The sequence below is a fragment of the Candidatus Amarolinea dominans genome (assembly GCF_016704685.1).
GTDB lineage: Bacteria > Chloroflexota > Anaerolineae > SSC4 > Amarolineaceae > Amarolinea > Amarolinea dominans.
The window spans coordinates 97,415-118,117 of sequence record NZ_JADIZS010000020.1; the positions used below are offsets into that span (position 1 = coordinate 97,415).

The window sequence follows — 20,703 nt, forward strand, 5'->3', positions numbered from 1 at the left end:
GACGCGACCAGCGATCGGTGTCGGTGTTACCGCCGGCGTTGTCGTCGTTCCTGGTGTCGCGCCTGGCGTACCGCCGCTGCCTGGTGTGACGCCTGGACGCCCGGCGTGCTTCCGCTGCCTGGTGTGACGCCTGGCGTACCGCCGCTGCCTGGTGTGACGCCCGGCGTTGTCGTCGTTCCTGGTGTCGCGGCATTCACGATGCTGATGTTGAGCGGCTGCGAGGTGGCCTGCACATTGCCGTTGGCGTCCACAACGCGGGCGGTGATGGCATGGGCGCCGCTGGTCAGGGCCGGGAAGGGGAAGCGCCAGGCGCCGTCCGGACCGATAGTGACCTGGCCGATCTCCTTGTCGCCATCATGGATGCGCAGGGTGTCGCCGGCGCGGCCGCTGCCGGCCAGGTCGCCCAGGTTGCCGGCGGTCAACTGCGCGCCCGGCGCCGGCGCGGTAATGATGGGCGCCATGACGGCGGGAGTCGGCGTCGCGGCATCCACGATGCTGATGTTGAGCGGCTGCGAGGTGGCCTGCACATTGCCGTTGGCGTCCACAACGCGGGCGGTGATGGCATGGGCGCCGCTGGTCAGGGCCGGGAAGGGGAAGCGCCAGGCGCCGTCCGGACCAACCGTGGCCTGACCGATCTCCTTGTCGCCATCGTGGATGCGCAGGGTGTCGCCGGCGCGGCCGCTGCCGGCCAGGTCGCCCAGGTTGCCGGCGGTCAACTGCGCGCCCGGCGCCGGCGCGGTAATGATGGGCGCCATGACGGCGGGAGTCGGTGTCGCGGCAGGCGCCACGGTGATGTTGCGCGGCTGCGAGGAGGCCAGCACCTTGCCGTTGGCGTCCACGATCCTGGCCAGCAGCGTATGCTGACCGGGCGTCAGGTTGGTCAGCGGCAGGCGCCATTGACCGCCGGCATCAGCTTTGGCGTCACCGAGCGCCGTGTCACCGACGAACAGGCGCACCGTGTCATTGGCGCGGGCGGTACCGGCCGCGTCACCCAGCGCAGCGGCTGTCAGTTGGGCATTGGCGGCCGGCTCAGTGAAGACGGGGGCCGGCGGTGTGCGATCGAACCGTATCGTCAGCAAAACGAAAAGCGCCGCCAGCAGCAGCGCAGCCAGCACTTGCCAACGATCGAAGAGCGGTGTCCAGAACCATCCACGTTGGCGAAACATCGCTTAGACCTCCCCCAGCCTGGCTTTGGCCTGGCGAATCCAGCCGGCATAGTCGGGGCGACGCCAGGCGGGCGCCGGGCAAAGGGCTTCCAACTGTGCCTCTGTGGCATCGGCCAGCGCGCGCAAGGTGCAGATGCCGCCATCGTACAGGCGCCCTTCGAAGACGGCGCCGATGCCCTCCATGGACTCGAAATCGTCCGGTTGGGAGCCGTCCCAGCCACGACCGACCGTATTGCTGTCCTCAGCCAGGCGACGGGCGTCTGCCTTGATGGTGCCCAGGTCAATCTTCTGAAAGTCTTTGATACCGAAGATGCGGCGCAGCGTGTCATCGTCTGCAGTCGCCAATTGCCAGAAGCTGCCGATGCCTGCCGCATAGAGTTTTGTTTCATAGACCTGGCCGATGCCCATGACTTTGGAGAGGTCCTGCGGGCAGGACGCCGCGCGTGCTCCTGCTGACTCGCCCTGATCGCCCAACTGAGCAAGCGCGCCCCCGAAGGCAATGCCACCGGCGACCAGCCCAGCCTCCACGCCGGGGGGCCCGCCGCCCGCTGTCACATCGGCGTCTGGGAGATCGCTGAGCGATCCTGCCGCGCCAGACGCAAAACCTGGGCCGCGGCTCCCGGTCAGGTCGGCGTCATACTCACCAACGTCGGCCGCCTCTGCCCCGGAAGCAAAGCCGGCGCCCTCGCCGGCCACCAGGCCAGCTCCGGCGCCTGGCAGATCGAAACCGGGCGTCTCCCGTGCAAACGACACCCCGCGGCTGCCGCCGACATCCAGGGATGCCTGTAAGTTGGAAATTTTATCCCCGGCCGCGGCCAGTTCATGCTGCAGGGAGGTGCGCCGGGCTTCGTTGTCAGCGAGCTGGCTGCGCAGACTTTCTGATTCCGACATGGCGCTGTCCAACGTGTTGTTGCGCGCCTGGAAATTGGCGCGCAGGTCGGCCAGTTGATCCCGCAGCGCCACTTCATGCGCGCGCGATTCAGCCTGGGCGGCTTCCAGGGCGCGATAGGCGGCGTCACGCGCTTTCAGCGCGGCGTCCAGCGAATCACGGCGGGCGCTGGTCTGGCTGAGCTGCTGCCGTAGGCTCTCGTTTGCGCCTTGCGCGCTACCTAGCAGGGCCTCGCGGGTCTGCATATCGCCGCGCAGGCGTTCCAGGTCGTCCCGCAAGGTGACTTCGTTGACACGTGAGGCGGCCAGGGCGGCCTCCAACGATTTGTAGGCTGCCGCGCGCGCTTGCAGTGCAGCATCCAGCGAATCACGGCGAGCGACCGCGCTGCCAACCTGGCCGCGCAGGGCCTCGATTTCGCCAAGCGCGGAGGTCAGGCGGGCATCAAGGTCCTGGCGCCCGGCCTGCAGGCCGCTCACCTGGGTCGTGCTGTCACCCAGCGTGGCCTGTAATCCCGCGGCCCGCTGCTGCGTGGCCTGCAATTCTCCTTGCAGTGTGGTGGTGCGCGCTTGGGCCGTGCTGAGGTCGCCGCGTAACGCGTCTGCCTGTGTGCGCAGGGTCAACACGTCGCGGTTGCGTTCCTGTAGGTCGGTCTCGGCCCGGGCCAGACGTTCCTCGCATCCGCGGCGCTGGCGCCTGAAATAGAGCAACTCCAACAGCCACTCGATGAGAAAACCGAGCAAGATGCCGAGGACGAAGGCGGCCAACGGACTGAAATTGAACGATAAAGACATAGCTCCCTCCCTTTATTTCCCCCATTTTTGTGCGTTTCTGTCTGTGCCTGGGCCGATGCGCCGTGAGGGGACAGACGGCTGGCCCCGGTTGCCAGGCGGACGCTGGACACCAGTATTATAACACTGCACAACAAAAAAGATACATTGCGGAAACCTGCGCTGCGCTCCGTGGGCCGGTCGGTTTGGCAGTAGGCCGCCATGTAACTGGCGTGAGTGGTGGCACGTTCAATGGGATGAAGGTTGAACTGATGAACGATCATAAAATTCACCCGCGCAGGACGATCCTGTCCATTCGCTTCATTCTGGCCCTGGGCGTTGTGTGCGCACTTCTGTTGTTGGCGACCGGCCTGTGGCGCTATGGGGGGCCAACGGGCTTATGGCGGCGCGCCCAGGCAACGTTCGGCGAGCCACTCCCGCACCCCCAGTGGGTGCCAACGCCACTGCCCATCACGCCCGCAGGGGTCGCCACGCGCCCGCCGCCGGCGCAGATCACAACCGCGCCGCCACAGCCCACAGCCACGGCCACACGCTCTGCCATCACCGCGCCGCCCCTGGCCCTGGACCACGGATGCCACTGTGCCGCGCGTCGCGCCAACCCGGCCGCCGTCGTTTCAGGCGGTTGCGCCGCAGGTTGCGCTGCGCGGGCTGCGGCACGAATGGCAGACCTGGAACAACTGCGGCCCTGCCACGCTGGCGTTTTATCTCAGCTACTTCGGCAGCCCGCTGCGCCAGGAGGATCTGCGCCGGACGCTGCGCCCCAACCCAGAGGACAAGAACGTCAACCTGGGCGAAATGGCCGCCTTTGCCCAGTCTCAGGGCTTGCAGACGCTGGTGCGCACCCACGGCGACGCGGACCGCCTGCGCCTGTTTCTGAGCAACGGCCTGCCGGTGCTGATCGAAACCTGGCTGGAACTGCACCCCAACGATGGCATGGGGCACTACCGCTTGCTGACCGGCTATGACGATGCCGAGCAGATGTGGATCGTTTACGATTCGTACGTCAGCCAGGGGCTTAAGAAAGGCGACCCGTACCAGGGCATTCGCTTGCCCTACGCGGAGGTGGAAGCGCGATGGCGCGTCTTCGATGACACCTATCTGCTGGTCTACCGGGACGAGCAGGCGCCGCTGGTGGCGGCCATCCTGGGCGCGGACGCCGACGAGGCGCTTGCCCGCCAACGGGGCCTGGCCCTGGCGCAGGCCGCGGTGGACGCGCAGCCGCAGGACGCGTTCGCCTGGTTCAACCTGGGGAGCGACCTCACGGCCCTCGGTCAGTTTGCCGCGGCCGCGGCCGCATACGATCAGGCGCGGCAACTGGGTCTGCCCTGGCGCATGCTGTGGTATCAGTTTGGGCCGTTTGCCGCCTATTCTGAGGTTGGGCGCCACGCGGAAGTCCTGGCGCTGGCCGATGCCACCCTCAGGACCACCACCGATGTGGAGGAACTGCACTACTGGCGCGGGCGCGCGCTGGCCGCGCTGGGCGATCCGGAAGGCGCGCGCCAGGCGTTTGCACGGGCCGTGGCGCTGAATCCGGGTTACGCGGCCGCCGTAGCCGCGCTCAAGCCCTGAGTCGGGCAGGGGACGGGCGACTGCAAGTCACGGCCACCGTCGCGAAGTCAATCTGCAAGGCGCGGCCGAGGCTGCGCGGCCAGGCCAGATGGAGTCTTACGAATCATGTCCAGCAGAAAAACCGCCTCCCCTTTTGCATCCATTGCCCGCAACACCCTGATCGTGGCGGCCGCCTTTGGCCTGGCCGCGGCCGCCGGGCTGCTGCGCAACATCATCCTCGGGCGCCAATTCGGCATCGGCGCCGACCTGGATGCCTATTACGCGGCGTTCAAGCTGCCCGATCTGCTCTTCAGCATCGTGGCCGGGGGCGCGTTGGCTACTGCGTTCATTCCGGTGTTTGCCGATTTCCTGGCTGCCGACGACCGCGCGGGCGCCTGGCGCCTCGCCAGCGCCGTGACCAACCTGGTGGTGCTGGTGGTGACCGCGTTGGCGGTCGTGGCCGGCCTGGCGGCTCCGTGGTTAGTCGGCAGGGTGATTGCCCCCGGCTTTGCGCCCGCGGCGCAGGCTGAAACCGCCGCGGTGATGCGCATCCTGCTCGTCTCCACCGTCATCTTTGGTGTCAGTGCGGTGCAGGGCAGTGTCTTGCACAGCTTCAAGCATTTCCTGCTGCCGGCCCTGGCGCCGGTCGTCTATCCGCTGGGCATCGTGGCCGGCGCGTTGTGGCTCGGCCCGCTGTGGGGCACGCGCGGGCTGGCGGTGGGCGCGGTGATCGGCGCCTTGCTGCACCTGGCGATCAAATTTCCTGCGCTGCTGCACTATGGCTTCCACTGGCGCCCCGTGCTCGATCTGCGCACGCCGGCCATGCGCCACGTCCTCTGGCTGCTGGGGCCGCGCCTGCTTGACTTGGGCGTGTTTCACGTGACGCTCATCATGATGACCAACCTGGCCTCGCGCCTGGGGACGGGCAGCGTCAGCGCGCTGGAGTGGGGCTGGGACGCCATGCAATTGCCGGAGACGCTCATCGGCACGGCGTTTGGGCTGGTGGCCTTTCCCACCCTGGCCGAACTGGCCGCCCGGGGCGATCTGGCCGGACTGCGGCGCACGCTGAGTCAATCTCTGCGCGTCGTCGTGGCGCTGACCGTGCCCGCGGCGGTCGGGTTGATCGTGTTGGGGCGCCCGCTGCTGCAACTGCTCTACCAGCGCGGCGCGTTCGATGCCAGCAGCACGGAGGCCGTTTACGTGGCGCTGCGCTTCTACGCGCTGGGGCTGGTGGGTCACGCCAGCCTGGAGTTGGTCGCACGTGCGTTTTTCGCCCGCCAGGACACCCTCACACCCCTGCTGCTGGCAACAGCCTCCGCGCTGGTCAACATCGTGCTGGGCCTGCTGCTGATGGGGCCGCTGGGCTTTGGCGGTCTGGCCCTGGCCAACTCCATCGCGGTGACGGCCGAGGTGCTGGCCCTATCTTTTGTGCTGCGCAGGCGGCTGACCTCCGCCCTCTGACCCTGCTCTTTTTGGCCTTTACCGGTTATGGGCTATAATCAGGAAAGGTTGCCCGGCGCACTTTGTGCAGGAGACAACGATGGGTTGGGTTGATAGGATTGTGTGACGCTCACGGCTGGTCTTGCCGGATGAGCATCTGTGATTGGCAATACTGGAAGGAATCCTCCGTTCATGGCATCAAGTAATGGTCGCCGCTCGCACCTCAAGTGGCTCGTTCCCGGAATGCACGTCAAGCGCTGGCTGCTATTGCTCATGCTCGGTAGTATTGTGCTCAGCCTGGGCTTCGCTATTCTCATCCGCAGTGCCGCAGACAGTCATACGTTTTCACCGATCGTCTATTTTGGCATGTTGCAGTTCGCAGACCGCCCGCTGCGCGCGCTGGTCTTCTCCGGCATGGGGCTTGGGCTGATCGGCCTGGCCCTCTACAAGTTGAGTCAGGCCCTGGTCGAGCCGTTCTTGCGCCCTGGGCAGGGCCATGTGGCCGACATTGTCTATCAACACCGCCGGCGCCGGGGTGGGCCTAAAGTGGTGGCCTTTGGCGGCGGCACCGGGTTGTCCACACTGCTGCGAGGACTCAAGAAGTACACCGATAACATCACCGCGATCGTCACCGTGGCCGATGATGGCGGCTCCTCTGGCCGTCTGCGCCAGGAACTGGGTTTGCCGCCGCCTGGCGACTTTCGAGCCTGTATTGCGGCGCTCTCCGACGCCGAAACCCTCACCACCCGCCTCTTCGAATACCGGTTTAGTGAAGGCATGGGGCTGAACGGCCATTCCTTTGGCAACCTGTTCATCGCCGCGATGACCAACATCACCGGCAGCTTCGAGAGCGGCCTGGCCGAGGCCAGCCGGGTCCTGGCGGTGCGCGGGCAGGTGATCCCTTCGACGCTGCAGGATGTGACGCTGTGCGCCGATCTGCGTGAGGAGTTGGAGGATGGCGCCGAGGGCTGGCGTCGTGTGCAAGGCGAATCGGCCATTCCTGGCTTAGGTCAGCGCATCGAACGCGTATTCCTGCAACCCGAGGATGCGCGCGCGTACCCCGCGGCCGTCAAGGCGATCCTCGATGCCGATGTGATCGTGGCGGGGCCGGGCAGCCTGTTCACCAGTGTGCTCCCCAACCTGCTGGTGGATGGTATCGCGCGCGCGGTGAAGGCCGCACAGGCGCCGCGCATCTACATCTGCAATGTGGCAACTCAGCCCGGCGAAACAGCCGGTTTTGGGGTGGGTGAGCATGTCGAGTCGCTCAATCGGCATGTGGGTGAGGGCGTTTTCATGCATGTTCTGGCCAACAATAACACGCGCATGCCAATTCCAGCGCCGACCGCCCATTTCGAATGGGTCACTCCCCCAACGGATGACCTGCCCGGCGTTTCAGTCTACCTGGCAGACCTGGTTGATCGGCAGCGCCCGTGGCGGCATGACAGCGAGCTATTGGCCAGCGCGATCATGCAGATCTACGCGCAGCTCACCAATTCGCAAGCTCGTGCGGAAAAAACTGCCCTAAATCATAGCGTGCCAGCGCCCACTGTGGTACAATTACGCTGAAGTGGCAATCAGCGGCCATGTAGCCAGGTCACACCCTGGCTATTCTTGTGTTCAGTATTGATTATTTGCAGCCGGCAACGGCAACAGACTTTGCAGGGAGGAATCTGCATGAAGACTCGTATCGGCATCAATGGTTTTGGTCGTATCGGACGCCAGGTGTTCAAGGCACTGCGCGACACTTACGGCGAAACGCTCGAAGTTGTGGCGATCAACGACCTGTTCGACGCCAAGACAAACGCGCACTTGCTGAAGTATGACTCGAACTACGGCAAGTTCGATGGCACCGTGGAAGTGGGCGACAATGCCCTCATCGTGGATGGCAGGCCGGTGACGGTGTTTGCCATGAAGGACCCCGCCCAGTTGCCGTGGAAGGACCTGGGCGTCGAAATCGTCGTTGAATCTACCGGCGTCTTCACCAAGGGTGAACAGGCGGCCGTCCATCGCAACAACGGCGGCGCCAAGAAGGTCATCATCAGCGCGCCGGCCACCGGTCCGGATATCACGATCGTCCTGGGCGTCAACCAGGACAAGTACGATCCGGCCGTCCACCACATCATCTCGAACGCTTCCTGCACCACAAACTGCCTGGCCCCGGCGGCCAAGGTGGTGTTCGACAACTTCGGCATCGTCAGAGGGCTGATGAATACGATTCACTCGTACACCAACGATCAACGCATCCTGGACCTGCCGCACAAAGACCTGCGCCGCGCTCGCGCCGCCGCGCTGAACATCATCCCCACATCCACCGGCGCGGCCCGCGCCCTGTCGCTCGTGATCCCTGAGCTGAAGGGCAAGTTCGATGGCATGTCGCTGCGGGTGCCCACGCCCACGGTGTCGGTTGTGGACTTCGTCTGCCTCCTGGAGAAGGAAACCACCACGGCCGATCTGATCGCCGCGTTCAAGGCGGCCGAAGCTGGCTCGCTCAAGGGTATCCTGGGCGTCAGTGAGGATTCACCGGTTTCCATGGACTTCAAGGGCGATGCACGCTCCAGTATCGTGGACGCCGAGTTCTGCCAGGTGCTCGGCGGCAACCTGGCCAAGGTCCTGGCCTGGTATGACAACGAGTGGGCCTATTCCATGCGTGTGGCGGACCTGTGCAACATGCTGATGCAGAAGGGCCTCTGATCTAAGCGGGGCGTGATAGGTCGCGGAGGGCGTTGTCACGCCGCAGGCGTGACTTACGGCCGGACGACGTTGCGCTTGAGTTTGTATTCCCGGCGGGTCCCCGAACCCGCCGGGTGTTTATCGAGGACAGACCATGGACAAAAAGACGATTCGTGATATCGAGGTGAGCGGCAAACGCGTGCTGGTGCGGGTTGATTTCAACGTGCCCATCAAAGATGGCGCGGTCAATGATGATACCCGCATGCGGGCCGCGTTACCCACGCTGACTTACCTGCTCGACCACGGCGCAGCGCTGGTGCTCATGTCGCACCTGGGGCGCCCCAAGGGCGGCCCTGATCCCAAGTACACCATGCAGCCGCTGGTTGGACACTTGAGCGAACTGTTGGGCCGGCCGGTGCAGTTTGCCGATGATTGCGTCGGCCCCACCGCAGAGGCCGCCGCGTTTGCACTCAAGCCGGGCGCGGTGCTCCTGCTCGAAAACACCCGTTTCCATCCGACCGAAGAGAAGAACGATTTGGAACTGGCCCGGCAGATGGCCCGGCTGGGCGACATCTTCGTCAACGATGCCTTTGGCTCGGCCCATCGCGCCCATTCATCCACCGAAGGGGTGGCGCGTTTCTTGCCCGCGGTGGCCGGTTTTCTGATGGAAAAGGAACTGGCTTTCCTGGGCAAGGCGTTGGACAAGCCGCAGCGGCCGTTCGTGGCCATCCTGGGCGGGGCCAAGATCTCGGATAAAATCGGCGTCATCGAGGCGCTGCTGACCAAAGTGGACGCGCTGCTGATCGGCGGCGGTATGGCCAACACCTTCCTCAAGGCGCAGGGCTTCGATCTGGCCGATTCCCTGGTGGAAGAGGGCAGCGTGGAAATGGCGCGCGGCCTGATCGCACGCGCCGGCAGCAAGCTGCTGCTGCCTGTGGATGTCGTCATCGGCGACAAGTTCGATCCCGCCGCTGCCAGCCAGACTATGCCCGTCGCCAACATTCCGGCCGGCTGGCGTGTGCTGGACATCGGCCCGGCCAGCGTGGCGCTTTTCAAGAACGCCCTGCTGCCGGCCAAGACGGTGGTGTGGAACGGCCCCATGGGCGTTTTCGAGTTTCCACGCTTTGCGGTTGGCACCTTTGCCATCGCCGAGGTGCTGGCCGGCCTGAGCGCAATCACGATCATCGGCGGCGGCGATTCGGCCGCGGCGGTCGAGCAGGCGGGGCTGGCCGACAAGATGACCCACATCTCCACTGGCGGCGGCGCCAGCCTGGAATTCCTGGAAGGCAAGCAACTGCCCGGCGTGGAAGCGCTGTTGGACCTTTAGCCGTTGCGCAGTTCGTTTTTCGTTGAGGTGAAAAAGTATGCGTAAACCGATTGTTGCGGGCAATTGGAAGATGAACAAGACGGTGGCGGAGGCGGTGGCCTTAGTCAACAGCCTGCGCCCCCTGCTCGATGAGATCCCGGCCGTCACCAGCGTGGTCTGCCCGCCCTTCACGGCGCTGGCGTCGGTCAAACAGGCGCTGAACGGCTCACGGGTGGGCCTGGGCGCACAGAATCTTTACTGGGAAGAGAAGGGCGCGTTCACCGGTGAGGTGGCGCCCAACATGGTGGCCGAACTGTGCCAGTATGTCATCCTGGGACATTCGGAGCGGCGCCAGTACTTTGATGAAACGGACGCCAGCGTCAACCGCAAGATCAAGGCAGCGCTGGCGCACGGCCTGATTCCGATCGTCTGCGTGGGCGAGAACCTGGAGCAGTACGAGGCCGGCGCTACCGACGCCGTGGTGCGCGGCCAGGTCAACGGCGCGCTGGCCGGGCTGAGCGCTGAGCAGGTGGCCGGCCTGGTCATTGCCTACGAACCGATCTGGGCCATTGGCACCGGCAAGGCTGCCACCGGCGCCGCGGCCAATCAGATCATCAGCATCAGCGTGCGCGGCCCGGTGGCCGATCTGTTTGGTGAGACGGTGGCGCAGGCGCTGCGCGTGCAGTATGGCGGCAGCACCAATGCTAAGAACATGGCGGAGTACATGCAGCAGCCCGATATTGACGGCGCGCTGGTGGGCGGCGCCAGCCTCAAGGCGGAGGATTTCATCGAAATGATCCGCATCACCGCCAACGTGCGCGGCTAAGCGCTCTGGCCGAAACCGGGTTCTTATGAAAAGAACCCGGTTTTTCTTTGCCTGCTCACCTGTTTGCACGTGCGCCTGATCCTGGCTACAATGGCGCACACAACAAGACCGGGGAGGGGTGACGCGTGAACGACTGGATTCCACTGCTCTGGACAATTGGCTCACTGGCGGCCCTGTGGATCGTGGCCCGCTGGATCAGCAGCCACATTCAGGCCCTCGGCTGGTTGATCGCCGGTAACGCCGACGGCGCGGTGGTCGCGCTGTGGGCAATCCTCTTTCCTGGCATTCTCGTCCACGAGTTGAGCCACTGGCTGGTGGCGAAACTGCTCGGCCTCAAAGTCAAGCCGCCGGACCTCTACCCCAGGCGCCGCGGTAAACACATCCGCCTGGGTTCGGTGACGGTCACTTCAGGTGGTCATCTGCCTGACAGCGTGGTGGGTATGGCCCCTTTTCTCTTGGGCAGCCTCGGCGTGCTCGTGCTCGGCACCCGTGTCTTTGACCTGACCGGCATGGTGCAAGGCATCACCCAGGAAGGCTGGAGCGGTGCGTGGCAAGGGCTGATCGCCGTACTCGGTGTGTCTGATGCCTGGCTGTGGCTTTACCTGACGTTTGCCATCAGCAACGCGATGTTCCCCAGCCCCAGTGACACCGAACCGGTGCGCCCGGTGCTGATGTTTGGCGGTCTGCTCATCTGCCTGGCGCTGATTGCCGGCTGGACGCCGCAATTGGCGCCTGATTGGCTGGCCGCGATCAACGCCGTGCTGCTGGTGCTGGCGGAGGCGTTCACGTTTACGCTGGTGGTGGACATCGGCTGCGGGATGTTGATCATTGCGCTGGAGTTCGTGCTGAGCACGTTGCGCGGTCAGCGCGTGGTGTTCGAATCATCAAGAAATTCAAGCCGGCGCCGGGGGCGTTGAGCGGCTCGGCGCGGGAGATACCGGATAAATTCGGCGCTACGGAGATGCGGGAGGCATGGCGCTGGCTGGGGCGGCTCAGAATTCCGGTTGCAGGAGACCCACCCGGCGCAGCCGCGCAAAAACGGACGCATCGTGCGGCGCTTTGCGCAGCGAACGGGTGAGATCAAGACCGGCGTAGTGCAGGTTTCTGTGCATGCCGTCGCGCCAGAGGGTCGAGTGGGTTACATCATAGACCACTCCGTCGTAGGCGATGTACGCTGGCCGTCCTGCTTGCCCGTCGAAGCGACGCAATTCCATCGCGCTGAACTGCAGTTCGCTCTCATGCCCGGCGTTCAGGGTCATGTCGCCGGTGCGAGCGCGGTGATGAACGAGAGCCGCGCCGGGCCGTCGTTGGTCACCGCGTGCAAAATCCCGGCCGGCGCCAGGATCAACTCGCCTGGGCCGCAGACGACCGTCCTCTCGCCGATGGTGAACGCGCCCTGGCCTTCGAGCACCAGGTAAAACTTATCCTGATGCACATGCTCGTGCAGGCCCTGGCGCTGGCCGGCATCGAGGCAGTTCAGGCCAACCAGCAGGCGCGGGCTTTGGAAAAACGTGTGCTTGAACGGTTTCTCTGCCCGGCTGGCAGCGTGACCTAATGGTTTGATGAAGTTTGACATGGTTGTGTACCAGAGACAAGATGCGCTAACCTACTCGCTTGACCATCTTTTCCGGCATCTGCAAGATCACCCAGGCCGGTCGCGTCGAATCCAGCGGCTGCGGATCCAGCGCGTTGCGCGCCGCGGCCAGGAACAGACGTATTTTCTGCTCCGAGGCCGGCAAGATCAGGCCGGGCGAGTCAATCTCGTGATGCGTGCTGAGGGCGCGATTGGTCATGGTGTGAATGCGGAAGTAGACCGGAATGTTGGGCGATGCATTGGGGATACGCAACGTAAAATGGTCGGATAACGCGGTGGTGGCGGCCAACACTTCGCCTTCCCAGGCCACCACTTCCACGCTACACTCTGCGACAGGCTGTCCCTGTCGGTCAATAAAATAGCCTTCGATCTCTTGCACAATGGGTCTCCTTCTGGTGAATTCGTCCCTGCAGTCTGGCTTTCAATCAGGGCTGACTGGTTGGCTCAGCACAAGCGCGGCCGTCTCGCACAGTAAGGCCACACCCACGGGCAATGCCCGTTCGTCAAAGTCGAAACCCGCATTGTGATGCGGATGCGGGTGGGGGCCGGCGCCCAACAGGGCAAAGCAGCCCGGCACGCGCTGCAGAAACTCACTCATGTCTTCGGCAATCATCAGGGGCTTGATCGGCGTGACCTGGGTTGCGTCTGCCAGCGCCTGCGCGGCTTGCCGCATGGTTGCGGTTGCGCGGGGATCGTTGACCGTTGCCGGCGCGGCGCAGCCCGCCTGCTGCAGCGCAAAGGTGGCGCCATAGGCCTGGCAAATGCCATGCACGAGCGTTTCGATGCCCTGCCACACCTGCTGCCGAATGTTGGCATCGAAGGTTCTGACGGTGCCGGTCATCGTGACGTCACCGGCCAGCACGTTGAATGCCTGGCCGCCGTGAATGGTGCCGATGGTCAGCACCGCGGTCTCCGTGGGATCAACCAGGCGGCTGACGATGGTCTGCAGGGCCATCACCACCTGCGCCGCCACCACGACGGCATCAATGCCCTCGTGAGGCATCGCGCCATGACTGCCGCGGCCGATGATCGTCAGGCTGAATTCGTCAGCCGCGGCCAGCAGAGGGCCGGCCTGAATCGCAACCTGTCCAAAGGCCAACTGGTTCCACAGATGCAGGCCGAACGCATAGTCTGGCGCCGGCTGCTGCAAGACCCCGTCCTGGATCATGGCCATGGCGCCGCCCAGGCCTTCTTCGGCCGGCTGAAAAATCAGCTTGACACGGCCAAACAGGCGCTGGCGTTGCCGGCTGAGCAGCGTCGCCACGCCCAGGCCGATGGCAGTGTGGCCGTCATGCCCGCACGCATGCATGACACCCGCGTGCTGCGAGCGATAGGGCGCGTCGCTGATCTCCTGAATCGGCAAGGCATCCATGTCAAAACGCAGCAGCACCGTCGGTCCGTCGCCTGCGCCATCTACGATGCCGACCACGCCGGTGCGCCCGACGCCCTGCTGTACTTCGATGCCCAGGTCGTTTAGATGGCCGGCCACAATGCTGCTGGTGCGCGTTTCTTGGAAGCCAAGCTCGGGGTGCTGATGAAAGTCGCGTCGCCAGGCGATCAACTGGGCAAGCATCGCGTCGGCTTGCGTGCAAAAGTCAGACATCCGGCCCTCTCCAGGTAGCAGATATCCTCATTGTAGCATGGCGCGGGCGCAAGATCAAAATCCAATAATCTCACGGCTTGACGAGCTGGTAAACCGTGCCTCTGCCCAAGTCCGCCACATACAGTTCACCGGTTTCGTCTTCGCCAAACGAGCTGATGTTGAGATCGGTGGCAAAGACACTGACCGGAGGCTGCATGCGATCGCTGGCGCCGACAAGCGCCCAGACGCTGCCGCTGCAATAATCACCGTAGAAGTAGACGGCGTCCAGGGCAGGGATGGCAGCCCCTCGATAGACGTAACCGCCGGTGATGGAGCAGTTGCCGGCGCTGTGGTCATGCTCGGCGACCGGCAGCACCAATCCTTGCCGGTTGCACCCCGATCCCGATTCGAAACAATGGCAGGCCTTCCATCAGCGGCCAGCCAAAGTTCAGCCCGCCGTTGGGATAGCCCTTCTGCTCGGCCGCAACCCGATCAATCTCCTCGTAAGCGTCCTGACCCACATCGCCGATCCACAGGTCTCCCGTGGCCCGGTCAAAGCTGAAGCGCCAGGGATTGCGCAGGCCCAGCGCCCAGATCTCGGGCGCCACGCGCTGACCGTTCCAGGTTTGGCTGACCCACGGATTGTCGGCCGGCGTCACATAGGGCTTACTCAGATCGCTCATCACATCCAGGCGCAGCATTTTGCCCAGCAGCGCGCGGGGGTTTTGTCCGTTCTTGAAAACATCATTGGCCCCGCCGCCGTCGCCGGCGCCGATCCACAGGTTGCCATCAGGCCCAAACGCAACCATGCCGCCGTTGTGATTGGGCGCCGGCTGATCAATGCGCAGAATGCGAAATGCGCTGGCCGGGTCGGCGCGGTTGGGGTCATCGGTGACGCCATAGCGTTCGACGATCGTGTCGCCCTGACGGTTGGTGTAGTTGACGAAGATGAGGCGGCTGCTGGCAAAATCGGGCGCGAAGGCCAGGCCCAGCAGGCCCTGCTCACTGGAATTGCTCCCCACACGGCTCACAATGTCAAGGAAAGGCGGTTCCAGCAGTTGGTTTCCCTGCCAGATGCGAATGACGCCGCGCTTCTCCACGATGAACAGACGGCCGCTGCCATCCCCGGCGTGCGTGATGAAGACCGGCTCGTCCAGCCCTGTGATCAGCGTTTGCAGGCCCAGCGTCAGGTCGTTGAGGCGCCCCGCAATCATGGGTAGGGGATTGGTTGTCGCGGTAGCAGCCGGCGGCGCAGCAGGGGTGGCCGGCGGCAGCGGCGTCGCAACGTCGGCTGTGGCAACGACAGTGGGCGCAACCGTGGCTGCAACCATGACCGTCGCGGTCGGGAGTAGCTGTGCCGTTGCCACAGGTGCGGGCGTATCTGTGGGCGCAGGCGTCTGAGCGCCGCCGCAGGCCGTCAACGTCAGGCTGATGCCAAAAACCAACAAGGGCAGGACCACGAGGCGCGACGTGAAGCGCTGCTGTCGCCGGGTCAGGGGGTGGATAGCATCGTAAATTGGGTAGAACATCATGATCTCCAGTCATTGCTTGAAGCACGGTGCGTGCCGGCCAGGCTCACGGCATGAGACGGCCAGGCAACACCAGCGCTAAGATTCCCAAAACACGGGGATGATACCGGACGCCAGCCATTTTGACAAAGCTACGCGGCCTGCTACAATTTCAACCCCCACGCGGTCGGTTTGACCGCCGATTTCCCTGCCCGGTTGCACGCCGGTCACCATGGGAGGAACCGATGTCCAAAACGTATCATATCCACACATTCGGCTGTCAGATGAATGTGGCCGATAGCGGTCACGTGGCCGCCGAGCTTGACCGCCTGGGCTACGTGCCTACGGACCAGGAGGAGAGCGCCGATGTGCTCGTCATCAACACCTGTGTCGTGCGCAACAGCGCCGAGGAGAAGGCAGTCGGCAAGCTGTGGGCCTGGAAGCCGCTGAAGAAGAAGCGCCCGGATACCACCATCGCCCTAATGGGGTGCCTGGTCGGCGTCAAGCCCGCGCCCGAACTGCTCAAACGTTTTCCCCATGTGGATGTCCTGCTGTCGCCCTCTGATCCACAGCCGTTGGTGGATCATCTGCGCAATCAATGGCTGGCCGAGGAGCTGGCCGCCATCGAAGCCGGGCAACTGGCCCGCCGCTACCACGTGCAGGATGAAGATGGGACCACAGCCGTGGCGACCACGCATTGGCAGAGTGTCAAGCACATTTCTGCGCACGGCCAGGCGCCCATTGCGGCCCATGTCCCCATCGTCTACGGCTGCTCGCACGCCTGCACCTTCTGCATCATCCCCTTCCGCCGCGGGATCGAGCGCAGCCGTCCCATTCACGAAATCGTGGACGAGGTACGCGGCCTGGTCGCCCAGGGTGTGCGTGAAGTCACGCTGCTCGGTCAGATTGTGGACCGCTACGGCTACGACAACCGTCCGCTCTCCACACCCTCTCCCGACCTGGCCGATCTGCTCTATGCGGTACACGAGGTCGAGGGCTTGCAGCGCATCCGTTTTCTCACCAGCCATCCGAATTACATGAGCGACCGTATTCTCGAAGCGGTACGCGATCTGCCGAAGGTCATGGAGCACATCGAGGTGCCGTGTCAAGCCGGCAATGATGAGGTGTTGGCGAGCATGAAGCGCGGCTATGCGGTGGCTGACTATCGGGCGTTGATCCAGCGTATCCGGGAGCGCATCCCGCATGTGGCGATTCACACCGATGTCATCGTGGGCTTTGCAGGCGAGAGCGAGGCGCAGTTCCAGGACACTTACGACCTGCTGGCGGAGTTGGAACTGGACAAGGCGCACCTGGCGCGCTATTCTCCGCGTCCCGGCACCGTTAGCGCGCGGCGCATGGTGGATGATGTGCCTGACGAGGAAAAACATCGGCGCCTGCACGCGTTGGAAGACCTGCAGGAGCGCATCCAGGGCGAGAAGAACCGGCGACTGCTCGGTGAAACGGTGGAGGTGCTGGTGGAGGATCAGCACAAGGGCAAATGGCGCGGGCGCTCACGCCAGAACAAACTGGTCTTCTTCGAGGATGCCGGCGACTGGCGCGGCAAACTGGCGACGGTGCGCATCACCTGGGCCAGCGCCTACTCGATGCAGGGCGCCCTGGCCGCGGCCGACTCCTGGGCGCCGATCATCCTGGCGCCTGTGCCCTTGTTCGCCTGAACTCCGTTGTTTGTGCTACAACTTGTGGTACAATAGGCACCCAAGGCATGAGCCAAACGCCGAAGACGAGAGTTGCCAACCCTGCAAAGTTGGCAACTCTCAGGTACGCTCCCAGCCCCTGTTGCGCGTGAGGTGATGACTATGACGATCAGACAACGTATCCCGCTGGCGATGGCCGCGGATGTGACAGTCTACCCAGAAAGTGATGGCAAACCGATGGCCGAATCTGACCTGCACCGCGAGATTATGTTCTGGATCATTCATCTGCTGCAGCGTTTCTTCGCGGGCAGCGGGTTTACGTCAGCGGCAACTTGCTCATCTATTACGAGCAGTGGAATCCGCGCAAATCGGTCGCGCCGGACTGCTTCGTGGTGTGGGGGGTGGAAGCGCGGCTGCGGCCCATCTACAAGTTGTGGGAAGAAGGCCAGGCGCCGCAGGTGGTTTTCGAGGTGACGTCCAAGTCCACGCGGCGCGAGGACATGAAGGACAAGATGCGTCTGTACGCGCAGTTGGGGGTGGAGGAGTATTATCTCTACGATCCAACGAGCGACTATCTGAAACCACCGCTGGTTGCATTTCAACGCGTGGGCGACAGTTTCGCGCCGATGCAGCCGGACAACGGCGAGATGCACCTGGGCGACCTGATCTTTCTGCCCGGCGAGGGCGAGTCGCCGGAGTACGTCAGCCCCCTCTTGGGGCTGCGCCTGGCGCTGGATGAGGAAAATCGTTTGCAGTTCTATTCGGTGGAAAGCGGCGAGCGGCTGCTGAGCGATTTCGAGATCGGTCAGCAGGCGAAAGCTGCGGCGCGGCTGGCTGATCTGCGGACGGCCGAGGTCGAGGCGAAAGCGGGCCGAACAGCGCGGCCGAGGAGGGGTCTGTGCGGCGGGCGGGCAGGTGGCTGACCTGCGTGCGGCTGAGGCCGAGGCCGAGAGCGCCAGGCTGCGCGCGGAGTTGGCGCGGCTGCGCGGGGAGTTGGCATAAGCGAAACGCCGGGGATGAGAGGCGCCAACTCCGCAAAAGTTGGCGCCTCTTGAAAAGGACTCAAAAGAAAAGGACGCCAACCTTGATGGGCTGGCGTCCTTTTCTATTTGTGGCGTGATACGTCTACAGCGTGACCGTACCGGCCGCGCGGGCGTCGCGGTGGAACTGACCCCACATATGGCTGGCGACCAGTTGCACGTAGAAGCTGGCCGCGGCGCTGATAATCCAGGCGGCGATCCACCCACAGATCGGGATCAGAGCCAGGATGCCACTCACCACAGAGACGACGATCCCCAACACGATCCCAACCACGACGACTACCAGGATGGCGGTCAAGTAGCCAGAAACGTTGCGCCGGATGTCAGCGAACAGTTCCTTGAACTTGAACATCTCGCTCAACTGGTTGGTGAGAGCAAAGCGTACCGTCGCTGCCGGCAGGATGACGAGCACGGCCAGCGAGTAGAACAGAGTCAGGCAGACGAACAAGATGCCGCCGCCGCCCAGCAATGCGCCGAACGAATCCTGCGCTGATTGCGAATCACCCATGGCCGCGCCCAGACCGCCGCCCACGACCGCAAACAGACAGCCGATGATGAACAAAGGCAAGAAGTAGATCAAGACGCCGACCACGTAGACCAAGCCGCGCACAAACTGGTTACCGAGGTTGTCCCAGCTGGGCAAGGGCCGTGCCTCATCCGCGACCACATTCTTGACCACGTCCAGCCCATAGCCGGTAGCTGCGAGGCTCAGAATGGGAACGGCGCTGATAACCGCGCCAACGAGCACCTTGTTGGTCCAGTTTTCATCTTCGATCTGGAAGGTAAGCGATTTCTGAATGTCCAATGGATCCTCCTTGTCGGTCTTGTCCGTGGCAAGAGCATTCTGCCAGGGCGGTTATTGTGCTGAAATGGCGCCTGAGGCCACGCCCATGCTGATGGCGATGGCCGCAACAATTACGCCGATGACGGCGAAGACGATCCACTGGGCCACGATGGCCACAATGACGGTGATGATGGCCTTGTTCTGGTCCAGGTTCATGCTGGCGCGCGTGGCCAGATAACCCAGATAGAGCTGATAGAGTCCCAGCACCAGGCTGACAGGGGCAAAGAGGCAGCCGAGGACCGGGATGTTACCCACAATGCCGGTGACAGCCAAAATGGGCGCGGTGTAGAGGGAGCAGGTGTAGAACACCTCGTCCTGGGTGCCGGTGCCGCCCTGCTGCTTACCCATCCAATTGATCACAAAGGCAAAGACGAAGAAGCTCAAGAGCGGCGCAATCAGCGCGCCCAAGAGGGCGATAATGGCGACCAGTGGACCACTGAAGATACCAACGATGAAAGCGACGACGCCGGCCAGGCCGGCCGCGACGCCAACGTAGGTCAACGCCTCACGCTGACCGCCATGCTTCTCGAACTCCTCGAAGGTCTCAGTACGGGGCTGCGTGAGCACTTTGATGCTCTGACTGATCATCTCACTGAAGTTGACACCCTGAATCATGACAATTCCTCCTACGCACGTGATGAGAAAAAAGAAATTGGGGAGACGCGTGGGGATAGCAAGTTACTTGACGGATTATAACAAACTTCGACGCGCCTGGCAACCCAAGCGCCCGTTCCTAAAAGGGCAGTCCAAGCGCACGGGTCAGGCTGGCGCGGGCGCTGTCAATGAGGGCGATGAGGGTCAGGCTGGTGGCCAGGCCAGCCGCCAGCGGCATGAGCAGGTGACGCCAACGGGTGGCGCGATTGGCGCGGCGCAGAACCAGCAGCACCATCACCGTCAACACCAGGGTCAACATCAGCACGGTGCCCAGGGAACTGACGATCGCTAACGGCAGCAGGATGGCTTCCACCTCGCTCTGCAGCGCCAGCACCAGCAGCGCGCCGATGCCCACCAGTGAGGCCAGCTCACCCACATGGTCGAGCGACCGCTGCGGGTCCGGCTGCGCCCAGGCGGTCAGGTTGAACACCGGCCACACCAGGCTGACCACCGCGAAGCCCTGCAGCAGCCCAGTGCTGACGCGCAGGATGTTGTGCGGCTCGTACAGGTGAGGCATGCCCGGAAAGAGCGTCAGGTAGGAGTTGACGCCATCGAAGGCCCAGATGCCCAGGAAGAGCAAGAGCACCGTCAGCACGGACGGTGACGGGAGCTCACTGGCTCGTGCCCGTCCCCGCAGGAGCAGGTAGAGCAGGCCGGCAACCGCGCCCAGGTATTGCCCGGTGCAGCGCGCACACAGCGGCATCTGTCGCTCACCGATGAGAAAAGAGCGTATGGTGATGCGGTGGCAGACGGCATAGCCCACCTTGTCGGCCTTGTCGAGCAGACCGCCCGGCGCCAACAGAGTGATGCCGATGATTGCGATCAAAGCCAGAGCGAGCAGCAGCCAGTCGCGGCGCGTGTCAGGAGGCGACGGGTCGGGAGGCTGCCAGGAAGTAGGCGTGACGGTCATCGTTTTGTCTCCAAACGGGCGTTGATCTACCAGGGGCGCGGGCGCAGCTTGGGTTTGACCACCTTCGCCGCTGCGGGCGCAGGCGCAGGTGTGACTCGGCCAGCCAGCAGATCGGCCAGGTGAACGGCCCGCACCCGGCAGCCCTGGCGGTCCAGTCCGCCGTTCAGGTGCAGCAGGCAGCCGGGGTCACAGGTGACCACCACATCCGCGCCGCTGGCCTCAAGGTGCTGCACATGGCTGTCAAGAATGGAAGCCGATACTTCCGGCAGATTGAGCGCAAAGG

The 20,703-nt window shown here is 63.8% G+C and carries 21 protein-coding genes; 9 read left to right on the forward strand and 12 right to left on the reverse strand.

Going from position 1 to position 20,703, the window contains the following annotated elements; translation table 11 throughout:
• Nucleotides 1-26 precede the first annotated feature (26 nt).
• Entirely contained in the window at nt 27-1,166 is a 1,140-nt protein-coding gene (locus tag IPF85_RS14515; protein WP_343408795.1) for an Ig-like domain-containing protein, read from the reverse strand.
• Between the two features lie 3 nt (nt 1,167-1,169).
• Nucleotides 1,170-2,846, reverse strand: coding sequence for a helix-hairpin-helix domain-containing protein (locus IPF85_RS14520; RefSeq protein WP_343408796.1), 1,677 nt, complete (start codon nt 2,844-2,846; stop codon nt 1,170-1,172).
• 576 nt (nt 2,847-3,422) lie between these two features.
• On the opposite strand from IPF85_RS14520, the gene IPF85_RS14525 reads away from it, so the two are divergent.
• The 7 genes from IPF85_RS14525 to IPF85_RS14555 all read left to right on the forward strand — a co-directional run bounded on the left by IPF85_RS14525 (nt 3,423) and on the right by IPF85_RS14555 (nt 11,550).
• Nucleotides 3,423-4,412: a tetratricopeptide repeat protein gene (locus tag IPF85_RS14525; protein ID WP_343408797.1), complete on the forward strand. Its 990-nt coding sequence runs from the start codon at nt 3,423-3,425 to the stop codon at nt 4,410-4,412.
• A gap of 105 nt (nt 4,413-4,517) precedes the next feature.
• Nucleotides 4,518-5,852, forward strand: coding sequence for a murein biosynthesis integral membrane protein MurJ (gene murJ, locus IPF85_RS14530; RefSeq protein WP_343408798.1), 1,335 nt, complete (start codon nt 4,518-4,520; stop codon nt 5,850-5,852).
• Between the two features lie 171 nt (nt 5,853-6,023).
• Nucleotides 6,024-7,397, forward strand: a complete 1,374-nt coding sequence (locus IPF85_RS14535) for a gluconeogenesis factor YvcK family protein (protein ID WP_343408799.1) — start codon at nt 6,024-6,026, stop codon at nt 7,395-7,397.
• 108 nt (nt 7,398-7,505) lie between these two features.
• The gene (gene gap, locus IPF85_RS14540; protein WP_343408800.1) at nt 7,506-8,522 is read left to right on the forward strand and encodes a type I glyceraldehyde-3-phosphate dehydrogenase; all 1,017 of its coding nucleotides are present in this window, start codon (nt 7,506-7,508) and stop codon (nt 8,520-8,522) included.
• Between the two features lie 133 nt (nt 8,523-8,655).
• Nucleotides 8,656-9,828, forward strand: a complete 1,173-nt coding sequence (locus IPF85_RS14545; protein WP_343408801.1) for a phosphoglycerate kinase — start codon at nt 8,656-8,658, stop codon at nt 9,826-9,828.
• Nucleotides 9,829-9,865: 37 nt separating this feature from the next.
• Nucleotides 9,866-10,633 (forward strand): triose-phosphate isomerase, encoded by a 768-nt coding sequence (gene tpiA, locus IPF85_RS14550; RefSeq protein ID WP_343408802.1) that lies wholly within the window; start codon nt 9,866-9,868, stop codon nt 10,631-10,633.
• A gap of 125 nt (nt 10,634-10,758) precedes the next feature.
• Nucleotides 10,759-11,550, forward strand: a complete 792-nt coding sequence (locus IPF85_RS14555; protein ID WP_343408803.1) for a hypothetical protein — start codon at nt 10,759-10,761, stop codon at nt 11,548-11,550.
• Nucleotides 11,551-11,625: 75 nt separating this feature from the next.
• Here the strand turns inward: IPF85_RS14555 and IPF85_RS14560 are convergent, their stop codons facing one another.
• The 6 genes from IPF85_RS14560 to IPF85_RS14585 form a co-directional block, all read right to left on the reverse strand.
• A complete protein-coding gene (locus IPF85_RS14560) occupies nt 11,626-11,892 on the reverse strand; it encodes a cytochrome b5 domain-containing protein (RefSeq protein ID WP_343408804.1) in 267 nt (88 codons plus the stop codon).
• The gene (locus IPF85_RS14565; protein ID WP_343408805.1) at nt 11,889-12,209 is read right to left on the reverse strand and encodes a cupin domain-containing protein; all 321 of its coding nucleotides are present in this window, start codon (nt 12,207-12,209) and stop codon (nt 11,889-11,891) included. Before IPF85_RS14565 ends, IPF85_RS14560 begins: the two co-directional genes overlap by 4 nt.
• A gap of 25 nt (nt 12,210-12,234) precedes the next feature.
• Nucleotides 12,235-12,606: a hypothetical protein gene (locus tag IPF85_RS14570; protein ID WP_343408806.1), complete on the reverse strand. Its 372-nt coding sequence runs from the start codon at nt 12,604-12,606 to the stop codon at nt 12,235-12,237.
• A 42-nt stretch (nt 12,607-12,648) separates the two neighbouring features.
• Nucleotides 12,649-13,830 (reverse strand): amidohydrolase, encoded by a 1,182-nt coding sequence (locus IPF85_RS14575; RefSeq protein WP_343408807.1) that lies wholly within the window; start codon nt 13,828-13,830, stop codon nt 12,649-12,651.
• Nucleotides 13,831-13,900: 70 nt separating this feature from the next.
• The gene (locus tag IPF85_RS14580) at nt 13,901-14,185 is read right to left on the reverse strand and encodes a hypothetical protein (RefSeq protein WP_343408808.1); all 285 of its coding nucleotides are present in this window, start codon (nt 14,183-14,185) and stop codon (nt 13,901-13,903) included.
• Nucleotides 14,163-15,338, reverse strand: coding sequence for a PQQ-dependent sugar dehydrogenase (locus IPF85_RS14585; RefSeq protein ID WP_343408809.1), 1,176 nt, complete (start codon nt 15,336-15,338; stop codon nt 14,163-14,165). Before IPF85_RS14585 ends, IPF85_RS14580 begins: the two co-directional genes overlap by 23 nt.
• Nucleotides 15,339-15,562: 224 nt before the next feature.
• Between IPF85_RS14585 and miaB the strand changes: the two genes are divergently transcribed.
• Together miaB and IPF85_RS14595 are read left to right on the forward strand one after the other, a co-directional pair.
• Nucleotides 15,563-16,993: a tRNA (N6-isopentenyl adenosine(37)-C2)-methylthiotransferase MiaB gene (gene miaB, locus IPF85_RS14590; protein WP_343408810.1), complete on the forward strand. Its 1,431-nt coding sequence runs from the start codon at nt 15,563-15,565 to the stop codon at nt 16,991-16,993.
• A gap of 311 nt (nt 16,994-17,304) precedes the next feature.
• Nucleotides 17,305-17,895, forward strand: a complete 591-nt coding sequence (locus tag IPF85_RS14595) for a Uma2 family endonuclease (RefSeq protein ID WP_343408811.1) — start codon at nt 17,305-17,307, stop codon at nt 17,893-17,895.
• Nucleotides 17,896-18,097: 202 nt separating this feature from the next.
• On the opposite strand, the gene IPF85_RS14600 is transcribed toward IPF85_RS14595, so the two are convergent.
• The 4 genes from IPF85_RS14600 to IPF85_RS14615 all read right to left on the reverse strand — a co-directional run.
• A complete protein-coding gene (locus IPF85_RS14600; RefSeq protein WP_343408812.1) occupies nt 18,098-18,817 on the reverse strand; it encodes a DUF4013 domain-containing protein in 720 nt (239 codons plus the stop codon).
• Nucleotides 18,818-18,868: 51 nt separating this feature from the next.
• Nucleotides 18,869-19,471, reverse strand: a complete 603-nt coding sequence (locus IPF85_RS14605) for a Yip1 family protein (RefSeq protein ID WP_343408813.1) — start codon at nt 19,469-19,471, stop codon at nt 18,869-18,871.
• A 118-nt stretch (nt 19,472-19,589) separates the two neighbouring features.
• Entirely contained in the window at nt 19,590-20,420 is an 831-nt protein-coding gene (locus tag IPF85_RS14610; RefSeq protein WP_343408814.1) for a DUF2085 domain-containing protein, read from the reverse strand.
• Nucleotides 20,421-20,446: 26 nt separating this feature from the next.
• On the reverse strand, nt 20,447-20,703 hold a 257-nt coding region (locus IPF85_RS14615; RefSeq protein WP_343408815.1), incomplete at its 5' end, for a (Fe-S)-binding protein.

Excerpts from the sequence above, each read along its gene's own strand:
- gap (WP_343408800.1), top strand. The coding sequence starts at position 7,506 with ATGAAGACTCGTATCGGCATCAATGGTTTTGGTCGTATCGGACGCCAG.
- IPF85_RS14545 (WP_343408801.1), top strand. The coding sequence starts at position 8,656 with ATGGACAAAAAGACGATTCGTGATATCGAGGTGAGCGGCAAACGCGTG.
- IPF85_RS14535 (WP_343408799.1), top strand. The coding sequence starts at position 6,024 with ATGGCATCAAGTAATGGTCGCCGCTCGCACCTCAAGTGGCTCGTTCCC.
- IPF85_RS14515 (WP_343408795.1), bottom strand. The coding sequence starts at position 1,166 with ATGTTTCGCCAACGTGGATGGTTCTGGACACCGCTCTTCGATCGTTGG.
- IPF85_RS14605 (WP_343408813.1), bottom strand. The coding sequence starts at position 19,471 with ATGATTCAGGGTGTCAACTTCAGTGAGATGATCAGTCAGAGCATCAAA.
- IPF85_RS14585 (WP_343408809.1), bottom strand. The coding sequence starts at position 15,338 with ATGTTCTACCCAATTTACGATGCTATCCACCCCCTGACCCGGCGACAG.
- murJ (WP_343408798.1), top strand. The coding sequence starts at position 4,518 with ATGTCCAGCAGAAAAACCGCCTCCCCTTTTGCATCCATTGCCCGCAAC.
- IPF85_RS14610 (WP_343408814.1), bottom strand. The coding sequence starts at position 20,420 with ATGACCGTCACGCCTACTTCCTGGCAGCCTCCCGACCCGTCGCCTCCT.
- IPF85_RS14575 (WP_343408807.1), bottom strand. The coding sequence starts at position 13,830 with ATGTCTGACTTTTGCACGCAAGCCGACGCGATGCTTGCCCAGTTGATC.
- IPF85_RS14520 (WP_343408796.1), bottom strand. The coding sequence starts at position 2,846 with ATGTCTTTATCGTTCAATTTCAGTCCGTTGGCCGCCTTCGTCCTCGGC.
- IPF85_RS14560 (WP_343408804.1), bottom strand. The coding sequence starts at position 11,892 with ATGACCCTGAACGCCGGGCATGAGAGCGAACTGCAGTTCAGCGCGATG.
- tpiA (WP_343408802.1), top strand. The coding sequence starts at position 9,866 with ATGCGTAAACCGATTGTTGCGGGCAATTGGAAGATGAACAAGACGGTG.
- IPF85_RS14565 (WP_343408805.1), bottom strand. The coding sequence starts at position 12,209 with ATGTCAAACTTCATCAAACCATTAGGTCACGCTGCCAGCCGGGCAGAG.
- miaB (WP_343408810.1), top strand. The coding sequence starts at position 15,563 with ATGTCCAAAACGTATCATATCCACACATTCGGCTGTCAGATGAATGTG.